The sequence below is a fragment of the Clostridium sp. BSD9I1 genome, from assembly GCF_900185645.1.
Lineage (GTDB): Bacteria > Bacillota > Clostridia > Clostridiales > Clostridiaceae > Clostridium_AK.
Window position 1 is genome coordinate 715,801 of record NZ_FYAM01000023.1, and the last position, 19,969, is coordinate 735,769.

A 19,969-nucleotide genomic window follows, 5' to 3' on the forward strand; every position below is an offset into this window, starting at 1 on the left:
TAGTCTAATTAGACTAATAACACTTAAATATTATAGTCTAATTAGACTAATTGTCAATAATATTTTTAATAGTAAATCCAAAATATATTTTAGCCTATTAATAGGTATCCAATGTACACTCCCTTGTGAAACCACTAGTATAGCTTAGTAACTGACGAATGGTTATTATAGATATTGTTCTTAATTATAAATCTAATTCTCTTTCTATCAACGCTAATGAAATATGAAATGCCTTAATCCTGCGTATGGCTAGTGTATGCTGAGGAGTACCTTCTCTAAATTTTGGCTTCACTTTCTCAATCCTTTGAATAAACAATGGTATTGCCTGCATAGCTTCTTCTAACTCTTCTTTTGAGTAATTATATGAAAAATTCTTTTCCAATGCTTTTGCTATTAATGAGGATGCTATATAGTGTACTCTGAGATTTTTAGCAACCATAGTCATCTGAGAAGTACATGGAGTCTGTTTTTGGGACAAGGTTACTTTTGCTTTCTCATTTTTGCGGATTGTTGATAATATTGCTTTCTGTGCTGCTTCTAATTCTGTTATTGTAAACTCATTCATGTAATCTTACCTCCGTTTCAGTATTTATATTTTTATTATATAACATTGCTGCAACGAGTAAACTTTTTTTATATATATCCGGTATAAACCAGACTTTGTTCCGTAAAAACCTTATATATATAGTATAATGTTTATATCTTTATTAGCAGGAGGTAAATATATGTCAATTCGCCCAATAGATATAGCTCGACGCCTTAATATTAGCACCTCAACTCTCAGATTATACGAAAAAAAAGGTTTGATACCATCTGTGTCTCGCTCTTCAACTGGATATAGAATTTACACGGAAAAGCACATAGAATATTTTATTTGTATTAGAGAAATGTCATCTGCATTTGACTTAATGTTTATTGGAAAAGTCTTGAAGGAAGTAAAAGATGGGCATATTGATGAGGCACTTTGGATTGCCAACAAAGCACAAGCAGATTTGTGGAATGAAAGGCAAACATATAAAAAAACCGTTGAAATACTACTATACAATAATTTCAATACACCATTTACAAAAAATATGACTATTGGAGAAGTAAGCAAAGAAACAGGTATCCCCATAACAACTATTCGATATTGGGAAAAAGCAGGACTTCTATTCCCAAAAAGAAATGAAGAAAATAAATATCGTATTTATACAAACGAACACATACGGCAGATATTGACCCTTAATGCTATAAAGCTTTCAGTGCAAACGCATCGATTAAAGCACTTTTTCCGTACAATGCAAGAAACCTATGAGGCTTTTGATTATTCAAATTATGATGATATTGCAAAGTTCTTAGATAATATATCAATCCAGTTAAACCAGATGAACCGTTTGCAAATTAAAGGTATTTATGCACTTTATAAACTCTGCCAGCAGGTTGAAATTAACCTTTTTGAGCAATCGTAACGTAAAATAAATGTAGCAAACAGGACTTTCTTTCCCTCCGCCTGGCCAAACTCAACATTCACGTTGCTATAGCTATTCGCTTGTTTGTGGACAAAAGAACTGCTGTCTCCACATACGTGAGAACATGATATCTAAACAAGGGGCTGTCTCACAAAGAATAAAACCTACAATATATTGCGATTTAATTTCTTAATGCGACATCCCCATCTACCCCTGTGCTGAGTAACTATACTATAATTTCTTGTATATCCTCATTGCAAAGATATAAGAAATAACTATTATTGCTATACACCAAGCAAGGGCAACCCAGATATCACTTCCTACTGGTTGGTTTGCTAATAAATTACGAATAGCTTCTACGATAGGGGTTACAGGCTGATTTTCTGCAAAGGCACGTACTGCTGAAGGCATAGTATCTGTTGGTACAAAGGCAGAACTGATAAACGGTAAAAAGATGATTGGATAAGAGAATGCGCCTGCACCATCTGGTGTTTTAGCAGCAAGCCCAGCAATCACAGCAATCCAAGTTAAAGCAAGTGTAAATATTCCTAGAACTCCAAATACCGTCAGCCATTCTAAGATTCCTGCCGAAGAACGGAAGCCCATTAATAATGCAACAAGTATAATCACTACTACAGAAATTCCATTTGAAATTAATGAGGTTAATACATGTCCCCATAATACTGTAGAACGGGCGATAGGCATGGAGTGAAAACGTTCAAAGATACCACGCTCTTTATCTATAAACAAACGGTAAGCTACATATGCAATGCCACTACCAATAGCCATTAACATTATACCTGGTAATAGATAATTAACATAATTTTTTGTACCTGTTTGGATTGCACCACCAAATACATAAACGAACAATAACATCATCGCAATTGGTGTGATACAAACTGTAATAATTGTATCCATACTTCTAAAAATATGACGCATAGAACGTCCAAACATAACACCCATATCTTTGAAAAAATATTTATTTGTAGATTTCATTTAGTTCTCCTCCTTTTTACCAATGATCGTTAGAAATATTTCTTCTAATGTAGGTTGTTTTTCAACATATTCAACTTTTGCAGGTGGAAATAATTTTTTCAATCCCTCTAGTGTATCTAGAGCAATGATTTTTCCTCCATGAAGAATGGCGATTTTATCTGCAAGTTGTTCTGCTTCCTCTAAATATTGAGTCGTTAAGAATACTGTAGTTCCTACAGCTGATAACTCTTTTACAATCTTCCAAACTTCTAAACGTGCTTCTGGATCAAGACCTGTTGTCGGCTCATCTAGGAAAATAATCTTTGGATTCCCCACAAGACTCATTGCTATATCAATTCTTCTTTTCATACCTCCAGAGTAAGTACTCACTCTGCGATCTGCAGCCTCTGACATGACAAAACGATTAATTAATTCATCTGCTGCTTCATTTGGATTTTTAAGATGTCTAAGTTTTGCTATCATTTGAAGATTTTCACGACCAGTCAAAATTTCATCAATAGCAGCAAACTGACCAGTAAGACTGATGGAACCTCTAATGTCCCCTGGATTTTTTTCAATATTATAACCATTAATCATTACACTTCCAGCATCTGCTTTAAGTAAAGTAGCCATAATTTTAATCATCGTTGTTTTTCCTGCTCCATTGGAACCTAGCAATGCAAATATACCTCCCTGCTCTACTTCAAAATCTACTCCCTTGAGTACTTCTACGTCTTTGTAAGATTTCTTTACCCCTTTAATTTGTATGATACTTTTTTTCATTTTCTTTTCCTCCTCTACAATATAGTAACCCTACTCAAACTTAACTCTAATCCTTTCAATGTAGCTTGATCAGTTTCATAAAAAAAGAACCGCCAACTGTGATTTCACTCACGGTTATCGGCTCTGCGTCTTAGCGTCTGGCTCTTTGATAACTGATATATTTAGTTGTTTTACATTAATTATCGTTTCCTGTTTACACTTAGGACAAAATAGCGGGAATTTTTCAAGTACCGTATCCACACCTATCTTGACCCGTGTTTTGCTGCCACAGACCGGGCATAATATCCACTCGTATTTACACACTCTACCATCCCCATATCTCTCTTTTACTTTGTTTTATCGGTAACCTTTTTCATGGCCTTGCTAACTTCTTGATCGACAGACTCTTGATAGATGTCAGCGTAAGTTTTTGAATCTTTGATTAGATCGTCGCAAAAAGCCGCTACGTCATTGCTCGTAACTTCAAGCACGCCTTTCCCCAAGGCTGCACCCTCTTCAAAAAGATCGATAATCCCTGAGAACAAACCTATTCCGTCGCTTAGCTCAACAGGGCCAACCTTATAAAGATATTTTTGAATCTCTTTATAAACAATCTGATAATCTTTAGGTAGTGCTTTGACACGTGCCACATGCGCTCGCCACTCTTTTTTGCCTTCAATGATATCTTGTATTCTCATTTTATCCTCCTATTTGCCTAATTTTTTAGCTATATTATTGTTAAGTTGGTCGCGCCACTTGTCACGAAAAGACTTTGCCCCTTCTTCGCCGACCAACGCTGAACAGAAGCCTTTGATATCGTCACCCAAAACCTCTTGGACACTCTGACCGTCCGCCGCCGTTTCTTCCAGCAGACCAAGCACACCGTCAAGAATTGGCATAAGGTTGCGACCGGTGAAGTCTGAGTGTGACCAAAGATTGGCTTTAATTTTTTCCCATGCCGCTTGATAATCAGCTGGCAACTTTTGGGCTCGTGATTCAAAAGTTTTCAATTTTTTAGTCATGTCGCTCCCTGTGACTTTCTCCCAAAAATTCATTACTTTCTCTCCTTTAACTCGTTAATTTTTGATGATAGGAACTCCCATTTTTTCCAAAATTTCTTCAGCTCCTCACGACCCGCATCGTTGAGCGTGAAAAACTTTCGCGGCGGTCCCATATCCGATGGCTTTTTCGTAATTTCCACCAACTTGTTTTTCTCAAGTCGAACCAAAATGGTATAAACTGTCCCGTCTACAACGTCCGAAAATCCAAGGGCGTTCAGATGCCGCGTGATCTCATACCCGTAGGTTTCCTGGTGGCTGATGATTTCAAGAACACAGCCTTCCAGCACTCCTTTGAGCATTTCTGTAAGGTTCTCCAACGTAATTCCTCCTTGCTATTCTGTATCACTTGTATTCAGTATTACTTACTACTACTATATAGTAACACACAGTAGTAGCAGTGTCAATATGATGTATATATATTTATTTTTATCAATGAAATTTAAAATAATACTAAAGATAAGAATACTCACATTATAATATAAGTGCATGCCTAATTTTCTATACTTATAATACAATTGTTTGAACACTTTTATAGCACATATCACATGTCTTTGTTGTTTCATTTCTATACTATTTTTTATATACTTTTCATAATGTAAAAATCCCCTATCCCCCAGTAATGAGGAGATAGAGGATTTTCCAATTTTCTCTTAAAACGCACCTGAATTTACTTTTGAAACAAAGCTCAAAGCCTTTTAAAGGCATGCTTTCTTAGTTAGAAGATTAATCAAACTCATTTTATTTATGACTTTATATCTAATTCCATCAATTTCTATTTAATCTTCCTCTATAATAGACTCTCCTAACTGAAACTATAACTCCAATTAAGAAAACTACAATTAGAAATAACATAGCAGCTGGCCAAATCCCAAAAGCATCTTTGATTGTAGCACTATTATTTTGTAGGTTTGGGACAATAAAAAACAACCACCCTATAAATAATGCTGGAATTATTTGCGGCATTAGCCGAAGATAATATCTCCAAGTAGGATATTGTTTACGTCTAATGCACCACTCCTTGCTTCGTATAATGCCTTTTATACCCAAAAATAAGTATATCAATGTAATGAAACCAAGTGATAAATCTGTTATTTTAGGTATAGGCGCTTTAATATCAGGTTTCTGCCCTTCAGTTAGTTTTATAATTCCCGAACTTATCTCATAAGCATGTTCAAAAGTAGTTGTAAAGCTATTAAGCATAACAGCTACGGCATATCCACTAGAAGGTATAATGTCTTGTTGTGCTTGAAACGTAGATAATGATCCACTATGAGAAATACGTGCTGGTTTAACCTGTGGTGAGCTTAACGCCCAACCAAGACCATATTTTTTGCTTCCAGGTTGAGGAGAATAGGATTCTTCTAGCAATGATTTAGATAGTAACCTCTCTCCATTCATGCTTTTTCCCTCATTGGTGTGCATGGAAAGCCATTTCCCCATATCAGATGCTGTAGTAACGATTCCTCCTGAACCACTAAACATTTGTTCAAGCTCCGACCATGGAAGCGCAGTGCCGTATGCAGTTACATATCCTTGAGATAAACCTTTTACAGGATCACCTGAGCTTATAGCTGATAGCGTATCATCCATTCCTAGTGGGGAAAATATCTTTTGCTTAAGATACTCTGAAAATTCCATACCGCTTATTACTTCTACCAATCGAGCAAGTATCCAATAATTGGCATTGCTGTATAAATATTTGTCTCCAGGCTGCCACTTAAGTTTCCAGTCATGTAGACGGCGGACGCCAGATTTTAAGGTATTTGCTGGCGCCACAATAGTTGGATTGGGAATCCCTGATGTATGACTTAACAAATGCCTTATTGTAACCTTTTGCAATCTAGTATCATCCATTGTAAGTTCCGGTAAATACTTCACAACTGAATCGTCTAGGTTGATTTTCCCTTCATCAACCAGCTGTAAAACAGAAAAAGCAGTAAATGATTTGGAAACGGAAGCTATTCTTATTAATGACTTTTCTGTTAGTGGTTCTCCCTTAGAATCATGTCCATATCCTTTTTTATATATCACTTTACCATCTTTTACGATCACAATGGATGCCCCTGGAAGCCCATTACGCTCCATATAATTGGTGATAAAGTTATCAATGGCTTCTTTTTCTATTACAGTGGCAGCATTAACTGATAAAGGGTAAAAAACTAATTTGGAAAAAAATGTTATCATCATAGAAATAATGCATAATCCTCTTCCCATGTTACAATCTCCTATCTTCTATAATTATAAATCTGGCAGCGGCCAACTACATTTCATATATAGCCAACCATCTTTTAATTCAGCAGAAAATTTCCCATTCATTTTATCCATCAAACTTTTTGCAATGGATAATCCTAATCCCGTACCCTTACCTGACCTAGTTTGATCTGCGGTATAAAATCTATCAAAAAATAGTTCCACATCTCTTTCTGTTAAATTGTGTGCATCATTACTTATTATTAGATTTACAACCGCATTATCCTTTTCAAGGGTTATAGCTACATTTTTATCCGAATATTTTATAGCATTAGTAGCTAGATTTTCTATAACTCTTTTTACAGCTGAACCATCAGCAATAATATTAACTTTTTCTTTAGGAATTTGAATGTTTGGTACTATTTGTCGTTCATTAAACCTGTCATATAAATTCATTACGATTTCTTCCGCAATATTATTTATTTTTAAACTTTCAAGTTTCAAACTATAATCAACAGATTCAATTACAGAAAGCTCAAAAAAATCATTCAATAATATCTGAAGTCTCTTTGCTCTATCCTTAGCAATTGTTAAATATTGTTTCTTTTCTTCTTCTGTTACTCCATCAGTTTCCATCAGTTGAATGTACCCTAAAATAGAGGTTAACGGTGTTCTTAAATCATGAGACATATTTGCAACAGCCTGTTTTAACTCTCTTTCAGCAGATTTCTTTTCAATATTAGACTGAAGGTATAAGTCAATTAAATTATTAATTTCACTAGCAAGGTTTTCTGTATCTTTATCTAATAGTGATATATCTATTTTCTTGTCAGTTTTTCTAATATTATAATCTTCTAATTGAGAAGTAATGTTCTTTAATTCTTTTTTTATAAATAATAGGCGGGCAAGAAAGACTATAGCTAATATACTTGATACAATTACTGCATAAATCATCTTCTCACCTGCCTTCTATTAATTATTTAATTTCTCTTCTTTTAAAAATCATACTACCTAAATAAGTCATAATAATAAATGTTGCTGCAGAAATTAATATATTCTTTCCAATTTCATTGAATGTAACAATGGGACTAAAAGCTTCATAAATCTGATAAAATATAGAATTTTCATACATTACTTTAACTATTTCAGAATTAGGAACTAACAACTTTTCTATTGCAAATAAAATAACAGTAGCAATAATAGTAATAATAATAGTTTTTCCACTTTCCTTGGTTAAAGAAGCAATCAGCATTATAATTGATGAATAAGCAATTATAATAAGAGTATATAAACTAAAAACTCTTAATAAATACATAACTGCCATACTAGTATAAATCTTGCTATATCCTAATAAAAGAGTTGTACATATTGCAGTAACTATTGGTAATATAACAGCAGTAATAACTGAACCCAAGGAAAAAACAATTAGCTTTGCTAAATAAATATGACTTCTTTTATTTCCGCTTAATATCTGATTTTTAATAGTACTTGTAGCATAATCTGCATTAATAAAGAACCCAGCTAATGTACTTATAATTAAATTAAAAATTATAGGTACTGTCATCATTGCCATAGCATTATATTCTTTTAACCCTACACTTTCAAAAACTTTATTATTTAGTCTCCACCAGCCTATTATAACTAAATAGTTAGCTAGTGTATAAACCGCAGTTACTACTCCAATCAAAACCCAAAATGTATGATTTCTTTTTAACTTAAATAATTCAGCTTTAATTAAATTAATCATAGTCTACACCTCCCACAAGTTTTGTAAAATAACTTTCCAAGTCATCTCCCATTTGTGAAAAGTGCTCAATAATAAGATTGTTTTTAGTTATTGCCATTGATACCTTTTGTATATCATTAAGATGACTATATAACTTTATAGTACCATCGGGCATAACTTCAAAATCTGTTGCACCAAGTTCAGCTTCTAGTACAGTAACACCTTTACTTGGATCATCAACTTTTATACGTAAATACTGTCTACATTTTTCATTTAGTTCTGCTGATGTAATCTGCTCCAAAAGTTTTCCCTTATGAATAATACCATATCTTGTAGCAACTTGGTGCAGCTCACTTAATATATGACTAGACATTAAAACCGTCATTTCTTTTTCTCGATTTAGCCTTTTTATAAGTTCACGAAGTTCAACAATTCCCATAGGGTCTAACCCATTTGTAGGCTCATCTAGAATTAAAAATTCAGGGTCACTTAAGAGCGCAATAGCAATACCCAGTCTTTGCTTCATACCCAGCGAAAAATTCATTGTCTTTTTTCTTCCAGCACTTTGCAATCCAACAAGTTCTAAAGTTTTATCTATACACTTCTTATTTGGAATACCCTTTTGTAACCGATGGAGTTCCAAATTTTCGTAAGCTGACATATTCGGAAATAGAGCAGGATTTTCAATAACTGCTCCTATTCTCTTAATAGATTGTATTAAACCCTTCTCACTACCTTCTCCAAACAACTCCACATTTCCCTTGGTTGGAAATGAAAGGCCTGTAACTATCCTAAGTAATGTTGTTTTCCCAGCACCATTTTGTCCAATAAAACCATAAATCTCACCTTTTTTAATCTCAAGATTCACATTGTTAAGAGCAAAATCTTCTTTATATTTCTTAAAAAGATTATTCGTTCTTAGTATATATTCATTCATTTAATTTCCCTCTCTCTCTTATGTGATAGTTTTAGTATAAAAACAAGACCATAAGAGAAGTTAAAAAAAACATTAAGAAAACCTTAATTTTTTAGTCTGTATCCCATACCCCAAATTGTTTCAATGTATTCAACCTCTGGATTAACTTCTGATAACTTATGTCTTAGATTGCTCATATGAACATTAATTGTATTGTCATCACCTAAGAAATCTTCACCCCATACACTTTCGAAAATATTTGACTTGGTAAAAATCTTTTTAGGAGATTGCATTAAAAGTAATAATATCTTATACTCACGAGCTGTTAATGTAACTACCGTATCTTTAACAGTCACTATCTTTGACTCTAAATCAAGTCTTATATCTTTATGTTTTAACACATTACCTAGTTCATTGCCTATCACCTGTTTATATCTTCTTAATAAAGAATCAATTCGTGCAGAAACTTCTTCAATATCAAAAGGTTTTGTAATATAATCGTCTGCTCCTGTTCGCAAAGTATTTACCTTAGTTTGAGCTTCACCTTTAGCCGAAATAATAATCACAGGCACTAAACTGTTTTCTCTTATCTTTAAAAGAACCTCTTCTCCTGTAATTCCTGGAAGCATTAGGTCAAGAAGCACCATATCCCACTCTTGTTTTTCAATATAAATCATTGCTTCCGTTCCTGAATAAGCAGATTGCGTCATATAGCCACTTTTTCTTATAATATCACATAATAATTTGTTAATATCGTTATCATCTTCTACAACCAAAATATGTATTTCTTTTTCCATAGTATCCCCCTATACACCAGAATCACCATTGTAATCCTATCTCTATTACATAAGTTTATTATAATAATTTACTGTTTTACTTATTCAACCTTTTCTAAATATATAATATTTTGTATTTCACATCAATAAAAACCATCTCGGCATAAAATGTGACAAATGTAACTACCAAATTGCAGCAAAAATTCCCCCAAATATTTAATCTGGGGGAATTAGGAATATTACATTATCAGTTCATATCTTTAAAAAGTTTATTGCTCCCTTTGACTCTAAAAACTTAATAGAACAATATATAATGATTTATGTGTCTTTATTTTTTATTTTTTCTGAACAGGAACCCAAACTTCACTATAAGCGTAGTTCTTTTTATGCTCATTCATTTTAGTAAAAGAAAAAGAAGGGGCATTGATTATTTCATAATCGGAAGAAGGAAACCATTCTGAATATATTTTTGCCATTGTTTCTTGCAGCGTAGAAGGAAATGGTCCCTCATTTGGGAATACTGCCCAAGTGCAGGCTTCCACTGCCACTTTTTCCAATAAATCACTTACTTGATTTTCAGTAGTTAAAATACCTATCAAGTGAGTTAAACCTCCCTCTTCTTTTAAGAAATTAGCGTCAGCATCATAAGAAGCATTTATAACTTCATAAGGCTCCATATTTTGAAGAGCATGCATTTCTTTTCTTTGTTCCTCCGTTATACTTTGCGCGAGCTTTACAATCTCATTATTAACGCCTTCAAATTGCATAGGAACACGCTTGCTTACACCTACTAAATTAAATGCTGGTTTGTTTTCAATTCTAAATTCCATAGAAATTCCTCCCTTAACAGTTATTATGAATGAAAGTTTGGGAAATGATTTGCTTATGCCTTTTTTTATTACATCTGAGGGTAAAAATCCACTCCATTTTTTAAATGCTCGGGTAAAGCCATCTATTGACTGATAACCATATTTAAAAGCAACATCCGTTACTTTTTCTCCATATAACAAATCCTTATTTGCTTCTGATAATTTTCTATTTTTTATATATTCACTAAGCGTCAATCCTGAAAGATAAAAAAATATCTTTCTAAAGTGATAGTCAGAAACCCCAGCATATTCAGAAATTAATTCAAGAGATAGGTCATCAGTTAAATGCTCCTCAATATAGTCAATCACATGATTTAATTCCTTTAACATTCTCTCCCTCCTTTTCATGTATACATAATACCAAAGTTATTTTAAGGGTGCTCGACCTTTTTAACATAAAAAATATCGAATCATTATATATTCATTTAGATATCTTGTTTTTTAAACTTTATGTTAGCATAAAAATCACTAACCACAAATAAATAAAATTCCTGTCATCCTCAAATTTTATTTTTCCAACTTTACAAAAGTATTAATTGACCTATTTTATTACATTCCTCAGCAAACCAAATGGCTTTATCTGATCCTAATGCTATCCCATGGGGTTCTGAATTTGCTGTAGGAATCTCATATTCAATAATCTCTCCACTTGTTGTAATCCTACCTATTTGATTGCTTCCCCATTGTGTAAACCAAAGTGCTCCATCACTACCAGTAATAATTGCATGCGGTCTGGCATTTGCAGTTTTCAAGTGATATTCATTAATAGTTCCTTCTGTCGTAATTCTACCTATCTTATTTCCGTTTATCTCCACAAACCACAATGCACCATCAGGTCCATCTGTAATTCCTACTGGTCCTGAACCTATTGTAGGTATAGGATATTCAGTAATCTCCCCCAGCATAGTAATTTTACCTATTTTATTGCCTTGATTTTCTGTGAACCAAAGTGCACCATCACTGCCACATACTATAGAGGACGGGTATGAACTATCATTAGGTAATTTGTATTCTATAACCTCTCCTAAACTTGAAATTCTACCTATCTTATTCCCTGTAAGTTCTGTAAACCATATATCTCCATCAGGTCCTTCAGTTATTCCAAAAGGTCCTGAATCCGCAGTTGGGATACTATATTCCTCAATTTCACCTTTTATAGTGATTTTCCCTACTTTATTAGCCTTATATTCTGTAAACCATAAGTCTCCATTTCCTCTAGATACTATAATAGAAAGTCCAGCATCCTGTGATGGAACAAGGTATTCTTCTATTTCACCTTTTACAGTAATTCTTCCTATTTTATTCGCTTTATTTTCTGTAAACCATAGAGCTTTATCAATACCTACAGTAATTCCATATGGACCTGATTGAGATGTGGGAATGGAATATTCATTAATCTTTATATTCATTAAATTGTAACTCCTTATATTTCATATATTTTCTCTTATTTAACAATGTCAAATAAATTTTTCCTAAGCCATATATAATTTATTAGTAATTATATTAAAATGTTTATTAAGTTAATAATAATAAAATCATAAAAAATCCCCTCCATATTTACTGGAGAGGATGTCAATTGTTTTCATATCTAAAAATACCCTTAAATGCTATGAAATGTGCCTAATTCTATAGAAAAGCTGATAACTCAACTTTAATCCATTAATTTTCTTACACTTCCCAAAATAGCAAAAATATTATAATAGTCCTATACATAAAAGGTATATTATTAACTAATCATCCACTCCAGCGCATAACAAAAAACACAAACTTGTGCTTATTATAAAATTAGGCTTCAAAGTGAATTAGTAAACCATAGCTAATATAATACCTCCCATTCTTAAATCATAAAGAAATTATATCAATAGTAAATTTGATTTGTCAAATGCAAATTATTTCTCCAACCCTAATATCCAATTTCATAAAATCTTCAAAGTTAGCCATATTAACACTCTCATATAAACATTATAAGTTTCTAGATTTAAAATCGTATATAAATTAGTGATTTATTAACCGGAAATGTAAATTCAATCTACTGCGAAAACAATCCTATTTCACCGCTTGTAGGAATACCTCATATTTTTTACCTTTTTATAAAATATCTAGAATAAAATTTTGTATTTAAATAAAACTAACTTAGAAGTTATACAAAATAATTTTTGAAAGGAGATTTAGTTCATGAAAGCTCTTGTTTATAACGGATATAAAAAAGTTCAGGTTGATAATGTAAAAGATCCAGTAATACAAAAAAATGATGACATTATTGTAAAGATAACCTCTACAGCTATTTGCGGTTCTGATCTTCACTTAATTCACAGCAGGGTTCGCAATCTTCCCCATGGTTTCGTATTAGGTCACGAAGCCATGGGCATTGTGGAGGAAGCAGGCAAGGATGTAGTCAATGTTAAAAAAGGAGATAAAATAATCGTGCCCTTCCCCGTTGCCTGCGGTCACTGTTGGTACTGCGAGCACGGCCATTGGAGCCAGTGTGACAATTCAAATCCAAACGGCGAGGCTGGCGGCATGTTCGGCTATAGTGAATCCTATGGTGGGTACGATGGAGGTCAGGCGGAATATCTTCGTGTGCCTTACGCTAATGTTGGTCCTAAAGTAATTCCAGAGGATTTAGCTGACGAGCAGGTTTTATTTTTAACAGACATCTTGCCTACCTCATTATGGGGAGTAGATATGGCAGGAGTAAAGCCTGGAGATACTGTTGTAGTTTTAGGATGCGGTCCCGTAGGATTATTAACTATAAAATGGTGTATTTTAAAAGGCGCTAAAAGAATTATTGCAGTAGATAGAGTTCCATATAGACTTAATCACGCTAAACGCTACGGAGTTGAAACTGTAAATATCGAAGATCATGATAATACTGGACTTTATCTTAAGGAAATCACCCACGGAGGCGCTGATGAGGTTATTGATTGTGTAGGAATGGATGGAGCAATGTCTGTAGTAGAAACTGCAGAGAGCTTTTTAAAGCTTCAGGCGGGATCAAAATCTGCCATAGAAATAGCTTCAGAGGCAGTAAGAAAGTGTGGAACTGTTATGATGGTTGGAGTTTATGGAGGAAGATACAACCTCTTCCCTCTTGGAAATTTCTTTGGCAGAAATATAACCTTAAAAATGGGTCAATGCCCTGCTCATGCATATGTAGATCCTATTCTTGAACTTATAAAACAGAGAAAATTTGATGCCACAGATATAATTACCCATAAACTTTCTCTTGATAAAGGAGATCATGCTTATAAAATATTTGATGAAAAGCTGGATAACTGCATAAAAGTTATTTTAAAACCTTAGTTAATACCTATAAAAATTGACCAAAAACCGACCAGGTTTCTAATCCTAGTCGGTATGTCTATTTATTATAAAACTTTTAGCATCAATCAATGCTTCGGTTATTAAAACCGATTAAGCCTATCCATAAAAGTAATCCCGACAATAAAATTAGCATTAGCAGCGGTAGTACGTTCAACTCATAAATAGGAATGGTGTAGTGAGCATATGAAAAAGGTGTTAATTTCAACACAGACCATCCAATAACACCAGCTTCCCAGAGCATCTCAATGAAAATAAACACTCCAAGAATTAGCCAACTAATTATAGCCGAAAACCTTGGAAGCCATCCGTACAACACTGCTGAAATACTTATAAGTATCCAGACAGAAGGAATTTTTGATAAGCTCATAGCTAATACTAGTGGAAGTCGGCTAAAATCTCTGTCTGCTAAACTCCACCCTAAACCAGTTGATAATCCTAATGAAAATAATATTAATGCACTTCCAATAAAAATTACAATTAAATAGCCACTCATCCAACGTGTACGTCCTACAGCTCTAGATAGTACTATTTCAGTATAATGCTCCTTTTCCTGACTTTTTAGACTTTGTACTCCTGAAATTGCAAACACTGATAATCCAGCCATAAGCCCCAGGATATAGACCAAAGCAGCTACAAACCCTTCCTGATTACCTATCTTCTCCATTGCTGTAGCCCAAGAGCTTATTTTACCCAGCATTGGGCTTATGGATTGTGAAATATTTGGTGCTGCCATTCCCATTGAGCCACCAAGAAAAATCATACCTATAGACCAGATTAAGATTCCCTTCTTGTGCTGTTTCCATGCAAGTGCCAATGGTGAATTAAATCCAAGAGATGCATTAGCTTTACCATCTTTTTGTATTATTAATCCTGATCCCATGTCTCGTTTTCCTAGAAGCATCACTGTAATTGCCATTGGGGTAATTGATACTATAAGTAGTATAATCAATGACCAGTAATAATTGGCACCAAAAGGTACTGTAATTCGGAACCAAGACTCGGGTGCGAACCAAACCCAAAAGGTTCTTCCACCACCTATATTATTCAATACCATAGGAATCATAGTAAACCCATAAAGTGCAAAAATTGTCCCTCTGGCAGTGCTACTATGCTCAAAAATCTGAGCAACTAACGCACCTATCCCTGCAAACAAACATCCAGAGAGTGCAAGTGTTAAGCCAGCTAGTAATGCCCCACCAACTGCAAAACTTTCACAAATCAATGCAAAACAGACTAATATACCTGCGAGTAAGCTTCCCATACAAGATAAAATTAATGATGCCATTACATTGGCAAATCTCCCCACAGCTTTGCTAAAAATCAATTCGTTTCTGCCCGAAACCTCTTCAGTTCTTGTATGTCGTATTGTTGTTAGAGTAGCCCCCAGCATTACAGCCATAGAACCTTGAAGCATAGCCCTCCATAAAACAACACCTTCTTTGCTAAAAGGTACTATTGGACCTAGATAAGCAGTAATCAAAGGGCTGGTTGATAATTCTGTTATAAATTCTCTCCAGTCAACCATTGCACCTACAAATGAAGCCTGCGCAGCTAAAAGGATCATTGGAATGGTTACCCAAATTGGTAAAATAAATCGGTCTCTTCGCATATATAACTTAAGGAGTTTGAACGTTCCATGAAAATTATTTCCGCTCAATTCATTTCAGCTCCTTCCCCTCATTTTTATCATCATAGTGACGCATAAATAGTTCTTCCAATGTAGGAGGTTCTGCGATTAGATTTCTGATTCCCAACGGAGCTAATCTTTTCATTACATTCTCCATTTCATTAGCATCTACTGAAAATTTCCATCTCTTATCAATTTGTGATATATTGCAGATTCCTTGTATGTTATTTAAATTTACTTCTTTGCCTAACTCAACTGTAACAGTTGTTCGTATTAGATGTCTCAGTTCATCTATAGTCCCAGATTCTACGATTTTACCTTGTCTAATAATTCCAACTCTATCACATAAAGCTTCTACTTCTGATAAAATATGGCTTGATAGAAAAACTGTCTTTCCCTGCTTCTTTGCCTCCAGTATACAGTCTTGAAATACTAATTCCATCAATGGGTCTAATCCACTGGTTGGTTCATCAAGAATCAAGAGCTCTGCATCTGAGGCAAAAGCAGATACTAAAGCTACCTTTTGCCTATTTCCTTTGGAATAACTACGACACTTTTTCTTTGGATTAAGTTGAAATCTTTCAATCAATTCCTGTTTACGATTAGTATTAACTTTTCCATTTAATCCACCTAGAAAATCAATAACTTCTCCTCCAGTTAAATTCGGCCACAGATTAACATCTCCTGGAATATATCCAAGTCTTTTATGGAGAGCAACTGCATCTTTCCAAGGGTCTTTTTCGAATAATTTTACTTCTCCTCCATCTTTGCGAAGCATTCCAAGTATAATTCTAATTGTTGTGGACTTCCCAGCACCATTAGGTCCAATAAAGCCATATACTTCTCCTTGCTTTACATCTAAATCTAAACCTTGTAACGCTTTTTGGTTACCATAGGATTTTTTCAAATTATTAGTTTCAATAACTTTCATCAAACCCCTCCTAATTATTTATAATATACTTTTCTTAATTCATTTAAGTAGTCATTAAACTCATTTTGTATACCCTGGAAATCAATGTTTTCGGTACCAGAACCCTTAAGCCTATCCAGCACTTGTCCTGCATATCCTCCAACAGCCCAAAAAATTAAGCGCTTAGCCTTTTCAATATCCAAATCACCTCTAAATCGTGACACATCAATATCACTATAAAATCTTTCTAAAGTACTATTTTCTACTCTTTTTTGTCTTTGCTTCAATTCATCCCTTACAACTACTGATTCTGTAAGAACAGCTACTCTAATAAAATCAAATATCCATGGATATTTTTGCATCACCTTAATTTTTAATAGAGAGGTTTGGCGTAATCTTTCAAATATGTCCTTTTCATTAATATCAACTTTATCAAAATACTCTGTTTCAAGAATATCTAAACAATAGTCAAATAAGAAGATAAAGAAATCCTTTTTGTTGTTTACATAGTGAAACATTAAAGGTTTAGAAACACCAGATTCCTTAGCAATTACATTCGTTGATGCATCATCAAAACCTTTATTGGCAAATTCTTTCAGTGCAGTATTGATAATGGAATTTCTTCTTTCTGATTCTAAATTGAGAAATTTTGAGAACAATATAACCAACTCCTTCTAAAAAGCAATTTCATTTACCTGTTAGGTCAATTTTATTATACAATTTTTTACCTGTTAGGTCAACAAAGTTTTTAAGTTTAACCCATTTATTATAAATTAGAAAACCGTACAAGTTAAACCAAATCCATAGAACATCACCGCATTTGTAGAAGCATATTATTCTAAAATATAACTTTTTTATTACTTTTAGGTTTAAAATCTCATTTTTTAGCAAACCATATATTGTGTTCGCAAATATATGCAAAAGGAAGGTGTATCACCTGTGTCTAAAGAAGTTGAAATCAGTAAGTATAATTTGGATCAGGAGAAGCTAAAAAAGTTGGAAGAGTATATTGATGGTCTTGAGGTGAAAGAAGGTGAACTCATAAACATACTTCATGAAGCTCAAGATATTTTCGGATACCTGCCAGAAGAACTCCAATTATTTATCTCTAGAAAACTTGGAATTAGTGCAGCAAAGGTTTTTGGTGTGGTTACTTTTTATTCCTTCTTCACTATGGAGCCAAAAGGAAAGCACGTAATAAGTGTTTGTATGGGAACTGCTTGTTTTGTTAAGGGTGCAGATAAAATACTTAATGAATTTCGAAAACTCCTTAATATAAAAGAAGGAAGCTCCACAGAAGATGGAATGTTTACAATAGATACCTTAAGATGTGTTGGAGCCTGCGGCCTTGCACCAGTTGTCATAGTTGATGGAAAGGTATTTGGAAGAGTTAAGGTTGAAGATGTTCAAAATATTATTAAGCAATATAGTACAGAAGAAATATTAGTTGGCTCAGAGTAGTTTCTCGAAGAGGAGGATTAAAATGGAGAAAATAAATTCATTTCAGGAACTAAAGACCTTAAGTGAACAGTCAAAAGTTCTGCTTGCGAACCGAGGTAATGAAAATACAGAAGAAAATGCAGCTAATAAAAATATAGATATTATGGTATGCGGAGGAACAGGATGTCAGGCCTCTGGTGGTATTGAAGTTGTAAAGGTTTTAGAAGAGGAACGTGATGCGGCAGGACTTAAGGACAAAGTAAAAATTGTTACCACAGGTTGTTTTGGTTTTTGTGAAAAAGGCCCCATTGTAAAGGTTATGCCGGAAAATATTTTTTACATAGAAGTTAATGAAGAAAAAGCTAGAAGAATATTTCAAGAACATATATTGAGCGGAAAAGTTGTTGAGGATTGCTTATACAAAGACCCTGCTACCCATGAGCACCTTGATAAACAAAGTGATCTTCCCTTTTATAAGAAGCAGATTAGAATTGCTCTTAGAAATTGTGGACTCATTAACCCTGAAGATATTCATGAATATATTGCAGTTCAAGGTTATCAGGCACTTGGGAAGGCCCTATTTGAAATGACTCCTGATTCTGTAATAGATGTGGTTAAACGCAGCGGCTTAAGAGGTAGAGGCGGCGGCGGTTTTCCAACAGGAGTAAAATGGGAGATGACAAGAAAGTCTGAAAATAAAGTAAAATATGTAATTTGTAATGCTGACGAAGGTGACCCTGGAGCTTTTATGGACAGAAGCATCCTTGAAGGTGACCCCCATTCTGTAATCGAATCAATGATGTTAACAGGTTATTGTATAGGTTCCTCTCAAGGGTTCATATATATTAGAGCAGAATATCCTCTTGCTATACAAAGACTTAGAATAGCTATTAAACAGGCCTATGATTTGGGTCTTCTTGGAAAAAATATACTTGGCAGTGATTTTTCCTTTGATATAAAGCTTAAATACGGGGCTGGTGCTTTTATCTGCGGCGAAGAAACTGCACTAATTAATTCCATAGAAGGAGGCCGTGGTGAACCAACTGTAAAACCACCGTTCCCATCACAGGTTGGTTTGTGGAAGCGTCCTACAAATATCAATAATGTAGAAACTTTAGCCAACATTCCTCCAATTATATTAAAAGGACACGAATGGTTCAGTTCCATAGGTACTGAAAAAAGTAAGGGAACTAAAGTTTTTGCTCTTGCAGGTAAAATTAACAATGTGGGACTTGTTGAAGTACCAATGGGAATTTCCTTAAGAGAAATTATATATGAACTTGGTGGAGGTATAGTTAATAATCGTAAGTTTAAAGCAGTTCAAACCGGGGGTCCTTCTGGCGGATGCATACCTGTTGATAGCCTTGACACTCCAATAGATTACGAAAATTTGGGTGACATAGGTTCAATGATGGGCTCTGGCGGTATGATAGTCATGGATGAAGACGACTGTATGGTTAATATAGCAAAATTCTATTTGGAATTTTCAGTTGATGAATCCTGTGGTAAGTGTACTGCTTGTAGAGTTGGAAATCAAAGAATGCTTGAAATCTTAAAGGACATTACTGAAGGAAAAGGAACAATGGAGCATCTTGAGGGTTTAAAAGACCTTGGAAATATAATAAAAGATTCTTCATTATGCGGACTTGGTCAATCTTCTCCAAATCCTATATTAAGTACAATGAAGTTTTTCTGGGATGAATATGTGGCTCATGTAGTAGATAAAACCTGTCCTGCAGGAGTGTGCACAGCACTTTCAAAATACCACATCGATCCTGAGAAATGTATCGGCTGTACCGCTTGCTCAAAAGCATGTCCTGTTAATGCAATTACAGGATCATTGAAAAAAGCACATGTGGTAAATAAGGATATATGTATTAAATGTGGTGCTTGCGAATCCACCTGTAAATTTAAGGCCATATCCCGAAAATAGTAACTTAAGGAG

The 19,969-nt window shown here is 34.2% G+C and carries 21 protein-coding genes; 4 read left to right on the forward strand and 17 right to left on the reverse strand.

Annotation, left to right across the window (positions count from 1 at the left end; translation table 11 throughout):
* Positions 1–184: 184 nt before the first annotated feature.
* Entirely contained in the window at positions 185–565 is a 381-nt protein-coding gene (locus BSD9I1_RS11010; protein ID WP_186430785.1) for a hypothetical protein, read from the reverse strand.
* 160 nt (positions 566–725) lie between these two features.
* On the opposite strand from BSD9I1_RS11010, the gene BSD9I1_RS11015 reads away from it, so the two are divergent.
* Positions 726–1,448, forward strand: a complete 723-nt coding sequence (locus tag BSD9I1_RS11015) for a MerR family DNA-binding transcriptional regulator (RefSeq protein ID WP_186430338.1) — start codon at positions 726–728, stop codon at positions 1,446–1,448.
* Between the two features lie 231 nt (positions 1,449–1,679).
* Here BSD9I1_RS11015 and BSD9I1_RS11020 read toward each other — a convergent pair whose 3' ends face one another.
* The 13 genes from BSD9I1_RS11020 to BSD9I1_RS11080 form a co-directional block, all read right to left on the reverse strand.
* The gene (locus BSD9I1_RS11020) at positions 1,680–2,444 is read right to left on the reverse strand and encodes an ABC transporter permease (RefSeq protein WP_186430339.1); all 765 of its coding nucleotides are present in this window, start codon (positions 2,442–2,444) and stop codon (positions 1,680–1,682) included.
* A complete protein-coding gene (locus tag BSD9I1_RS11025; protein ID WP_186430340.1) occupies positions 2,445–3,206 on the reverse strand; it encodes an ABC transporter ATP-binding protein in 762 nt (253 codons plus the stop codon).
* 114 nt (positions 3,207–3,320) lie between these two features.
* Positions 3,321–3,509 carry a cysteine-rich KTR domain-containing protein gene (locus BSD9I1_RS11030; protein WP_186430341.1) on the reverse strand — a complete coding sequence of 63 codons (189 nt, stop codon included), beginning with the start codon at positions 3,507–3,509 and terminating at the stop codon, positions 3,321–3,323.
* 23 nt (positions 3,510–3,532) lie between these two features.
* Entirely contained in the window at positions 3,533–3,883 is a 351-nt protein-coding gene (locus BSD9I1_RS11035; RefSeq protein WP_186430342.1) for a DUF1048 domain-containing protein, read from the reverse strand.
* 9 nt (positions 3,884–3,892) lie between these two features.
* Complete coding sequence (locus BSD9I1_RS11040) at positions 3,893–4,240, reverse strand: DUF1048 domain-containing protein (RefSeq protein WP_186430343.1); 348 nt, start codon at positions 4,238–4,240, stop codon at positions 3,893–3,895.
* A complete protein-coding gene (locus BSD9I1_RS11045) occupies positions 4,240–4,563 on the reverse strand; it encodes a PadR family transcriptional regulator (protein WP_186430344.1) in 324 nt (107 codons plus the stop codon). Before BSD9I1_RS11045 ends, BSD9I1_RS11040 begins: the two co-directional genes overlap by 1 nt.
* A 448-nt stretch (positions 4,564–5,011) precedes the next feature.
* Entirely contained in the window at positions 5,012–6,460 is a 1,449-nt protein-coding gene (locus tag BSD9I1_RS11050; RefSeq protein ID WP_207653900.1) for a serine hydrolase, read from the reverse strand.
* Positions 6,461–6,484: 24 nt separating this feature from the next.
* Positions 6,485–7,390, reverse strand: a complete 906-nt coding sequence (locus BSD9I1_RS11055; protein WP_186430345.1) for a sensor histidine kinase KdpD — start codon at positions 7,388–7,390, stop codon at positions 6,485–6,487.
* Between the two features lie 22 nt (positions 7,391–7,412).
* Positions 7,413–8,183: an ABC transporter permease gene (locus tag BSD9I1_RS11060; RefSeq protein ID WP_186430346.1), complete on the reverse strand. Its 771-nt coding sequence runs from the start codon at positions 8,181–8,183 to the stop codon at positions 7,413–7,415.
* Entirely contained in the window at positions 8,176–9,099 is a 924-nt protein-coding gene (locus BSD9I1_RS11065; protein WP_186430347.1) for an ATP-binding cassette domain-containing protein, read from the reverse strand. Before BSD9I1_RS11065 ends, BSD9I1_RS11060 begins: the two co-directional genes overlap by 8 nt.
* Positions 9,100–9,182: 83 nt before the next feature.
* A complete protein-coding gene (locus BSD9I1_RS11070) occupies positions 9,183–9,875 on the reverse strand; it encodes a response regulator transcription factor (RefSeq protein WP_186430348.1) in 693 nt (230 codons plus the stop codon).
* 314 nt (positions 9,876–10,189) lie between these two features.
* Complete coding sequence (locus BSD9I1_RS11075) at positions 10,190–11,053, reverse strand: AraC family transcriptional regulator (RefSeq protein ID WP_186430349.1); 864 nt, start codon at positions 11,051–11,053, stop codon at positions 10,190–10,192.
* Between the two features lie 191 nt (positions 11,054–11,244).
* Positions 11,245–12,132, reverse strand: coding sequence for a Virginiamycin B lyase (locus BSD9I1_RS11080; protein WP_186430350.1), 888 nt, complete (start codon positions 12,130–12,132; stop codon positions 11,245–11,247).
* A gap of 766 nt (positions 12,133–12,898) precedes the next feature.
* On the opposite strand from BSD9I1_RS11080, the gene BSD9I1_RS11085 reads away from it, so the two are divergent.
* Positions 12,899–14,026, forward strand: coding sequence for a zinc-dependent alcohol dehydrogenase (locus BSD9I1_RS11085; protein ID WP_186430351.1), 1,128 nt, complete (start codon positions 12,899–12,901; stop codon positions 14,024–14,026).
* An 82-nt stretch (positions 14,027–14,108) separates the two neighbouring features.
* Here BSD9I1_RS11085 and BSD9I1_RS11090 read toward each other — a convergent pair whose 3' ends face one another.
* The 3 genes from BSD9I1_RS11090 to BSD9I1_RS11100 are packed head-to-tail and all read right to left on the reverse strand — an operon-like array spanning position 14,109 to position 17,243.
* Positions 14,109–15,704: an ABC transporter permease gene (locus tag BSD9I1_RS11090; protein WP_186430352.1), complete on the reverse strand. Its 1,596-nt coding sequence runs from the start codon at positions 15,702–15,704 to the stop codon at positions 14,109–14,111.
* Position 15,705: 1 nt separating this feature from the next.
* A complete protein-coding gene (locus BSD9I1_RS11095) occupies positions 15,706–16,608 on the reverse strand; it encodes an ABC transporter ATP-binding protein (protein WP_306345882.1) in 903 nt (300 codons plus the stop codon).
* 11 nt (positions 16,609–16,619) lie between these two features.
* Positions 16,620–17,243 (reverse strand): TetR/AcrR family transcriptional regulator, encoded by a 624-nt coding sequence (locus BSD9I1_RS11100; protein ID WP_186430354.1) that lies wholly within the window; start codon positions 17,241–17,243, stop codon positions 16,620–16,622.
* A 256-nt stretch (positions 17,244–17,499) separates the two neighbouring features.
* Here BSD9I1_RS11100 and BSD9I1_RS11105 point away from each other — a divergent pair, with 256 nt between their 5' ends.
* Positions 17,500–18,045 carry an NAD(P)H-dependent oxidoreductase subunit E gene (locus BSD9I1_RS11105; protein WP_186430355.1) on the forward strand — a complete coding sequence of 182 codons (546 nt, stop codon included), beginning with the start codon at positions 17,500–17,502 and terminating at the stop codon, positions 18,043–18,045.
* 22 nt (positions 18,046–18,067) lie between these two features.
* The gene (locus BSD9I1_RS11110; protein WP_186430356.1) at positions 18,068–19,957 is read left to right on the forward strand and encodes an NADH-quinone oxidoreductase subunit NuoF; all 1,890 of its coding nucleotides are present in this window, start codon (positions 18,068–18,070) and stop codon (positions 19,955–19,957) included.
* The last annotated feature ends 12 nt before the right edge of the window (positions 19,958–19,969 follow it).

What these genes read in the sequence shown, in the direction of transcription:
- BSD9I1_RS11060 (WP_186430346.1), bottom strand. Translation starts at nt 8,183, where the DNA reads ATGATTAATTTAATTAAAGCTGAATTATTTAAGTTAAAAAGAAATCAT.
- BSD9I1_RS11040 (WP_186430343.1), bottom strand. Translation starts at nt 4,240, where the DNA reads ATGAATTTTTGGGAGAAAGTCACAGGGAGCGACATGACTAAAAAATTG.
- BSD9I1_RS11020 (WP_186430339.1), bottom strand. Translation starts at nt 2,444, where the DNA reads ATGAAATCTACAAATAAATATTTTTTCAAAGATATGGGTGTTATGTTT.
- BSD9I1_RS11105 (WP_186430355.1), top strand. Translation starts at nt 17,500, where the DNA reads ATGCAAAAGGAAGGTGTATCACCTGTGTCTAAAGAAGTTGAAATCAGT.
- BSD9I1_RS11080 (WP_186430350.1), bottom strand. Translation starts at nt 12,132, where the DNA reads ATGAATATAAAGATTAATGAATATTCCATTCCCACATCTCAATCAGGT.
- BSD9I1_RS11070 (WP_186430348.1), bottom strand. Translation starts at nt 9,875, where the DNA reads ATGGAAAAAGAAATACATATTTTGGTTGTAGAAGATGATAACGATATT.
- BSD9I1_RS11050 (WP_207653900.1), bottom strand. Translation starts at nt 6,460, where the DNA reads ATGGGAAGAGGATTATGCATTATTTCTATGATGATAACATTTTTTTCC.
- BSD9I1_RS11110 (WP_186430356.1), top strand. Translation starts at nt 18,068, where the DNA reads ATGGAGAAAATAAATTCATTTCAGGAACTAAAGACCTTAAGTGAACAG.
- BSD9I1_RS11015 (WP_186430338.1), top strand. Translation starts at nt 726, where the DNA reads ATGTCAATTCGCCCAATAGATATAGCTCGACGCCTTAATATTAGCACC.
- BSD9I1_RS11075 (WP_186430349.1), bottom strand. Translation starts at nt 11,053, where the DNA reads ATGTTAAAGGAATTAAATCATGTGATTGACTATATTGAGGAGCATTTA.
- BSD9I1_RS11085 (WP_186430351.1), top strand. Translation starts at nt 12,899, where the DNA reads ATGAAAGCTCTTGTTTATAACGGATATAAAAAAGTTCAGGTTGATAAT.
- BSD9I1_RS11025 (WP_186430340.1), bottom strand. Translation starts at nt 3,206, where the DNA reads ATGAAAAAAAGTATCATACAAATTAAAGGGGTAAAGAAATCTTACAAA.
- BSD9I1_RS11065 (WP_186430347.1), bottom strand. Translation starts at nt 9,099, where the DNA reads ATGAATGAATATATACTAAGAACGAATAATCTTTTTAAGAAATATAAA.
- BSD9I1_RS11035 (WP_186430342.1), bottom strand. Translation starts at nt 3,883, where the DNA reads ATGAGAATACAAGATATCATTGAAGGCAAAAAAGAGTGGCGAGCGCAT.
- BSD9I1_RS11010 (WP_186430785.1), bottom strand. Translation starts at nt 565, where the DNA reads ATGAATGAGTTTACAATAACAGAATTAGAAGCAGCACAGAAAGCAATA.
- BSD9I1_RS11055 (WP_186430345.1), bottom strand. Translation starts at nt 7,390, where the DNA reads ATGATTTATGCAGTAATTGTATCAAGTATATTAGCTATAGTCTTTCTT.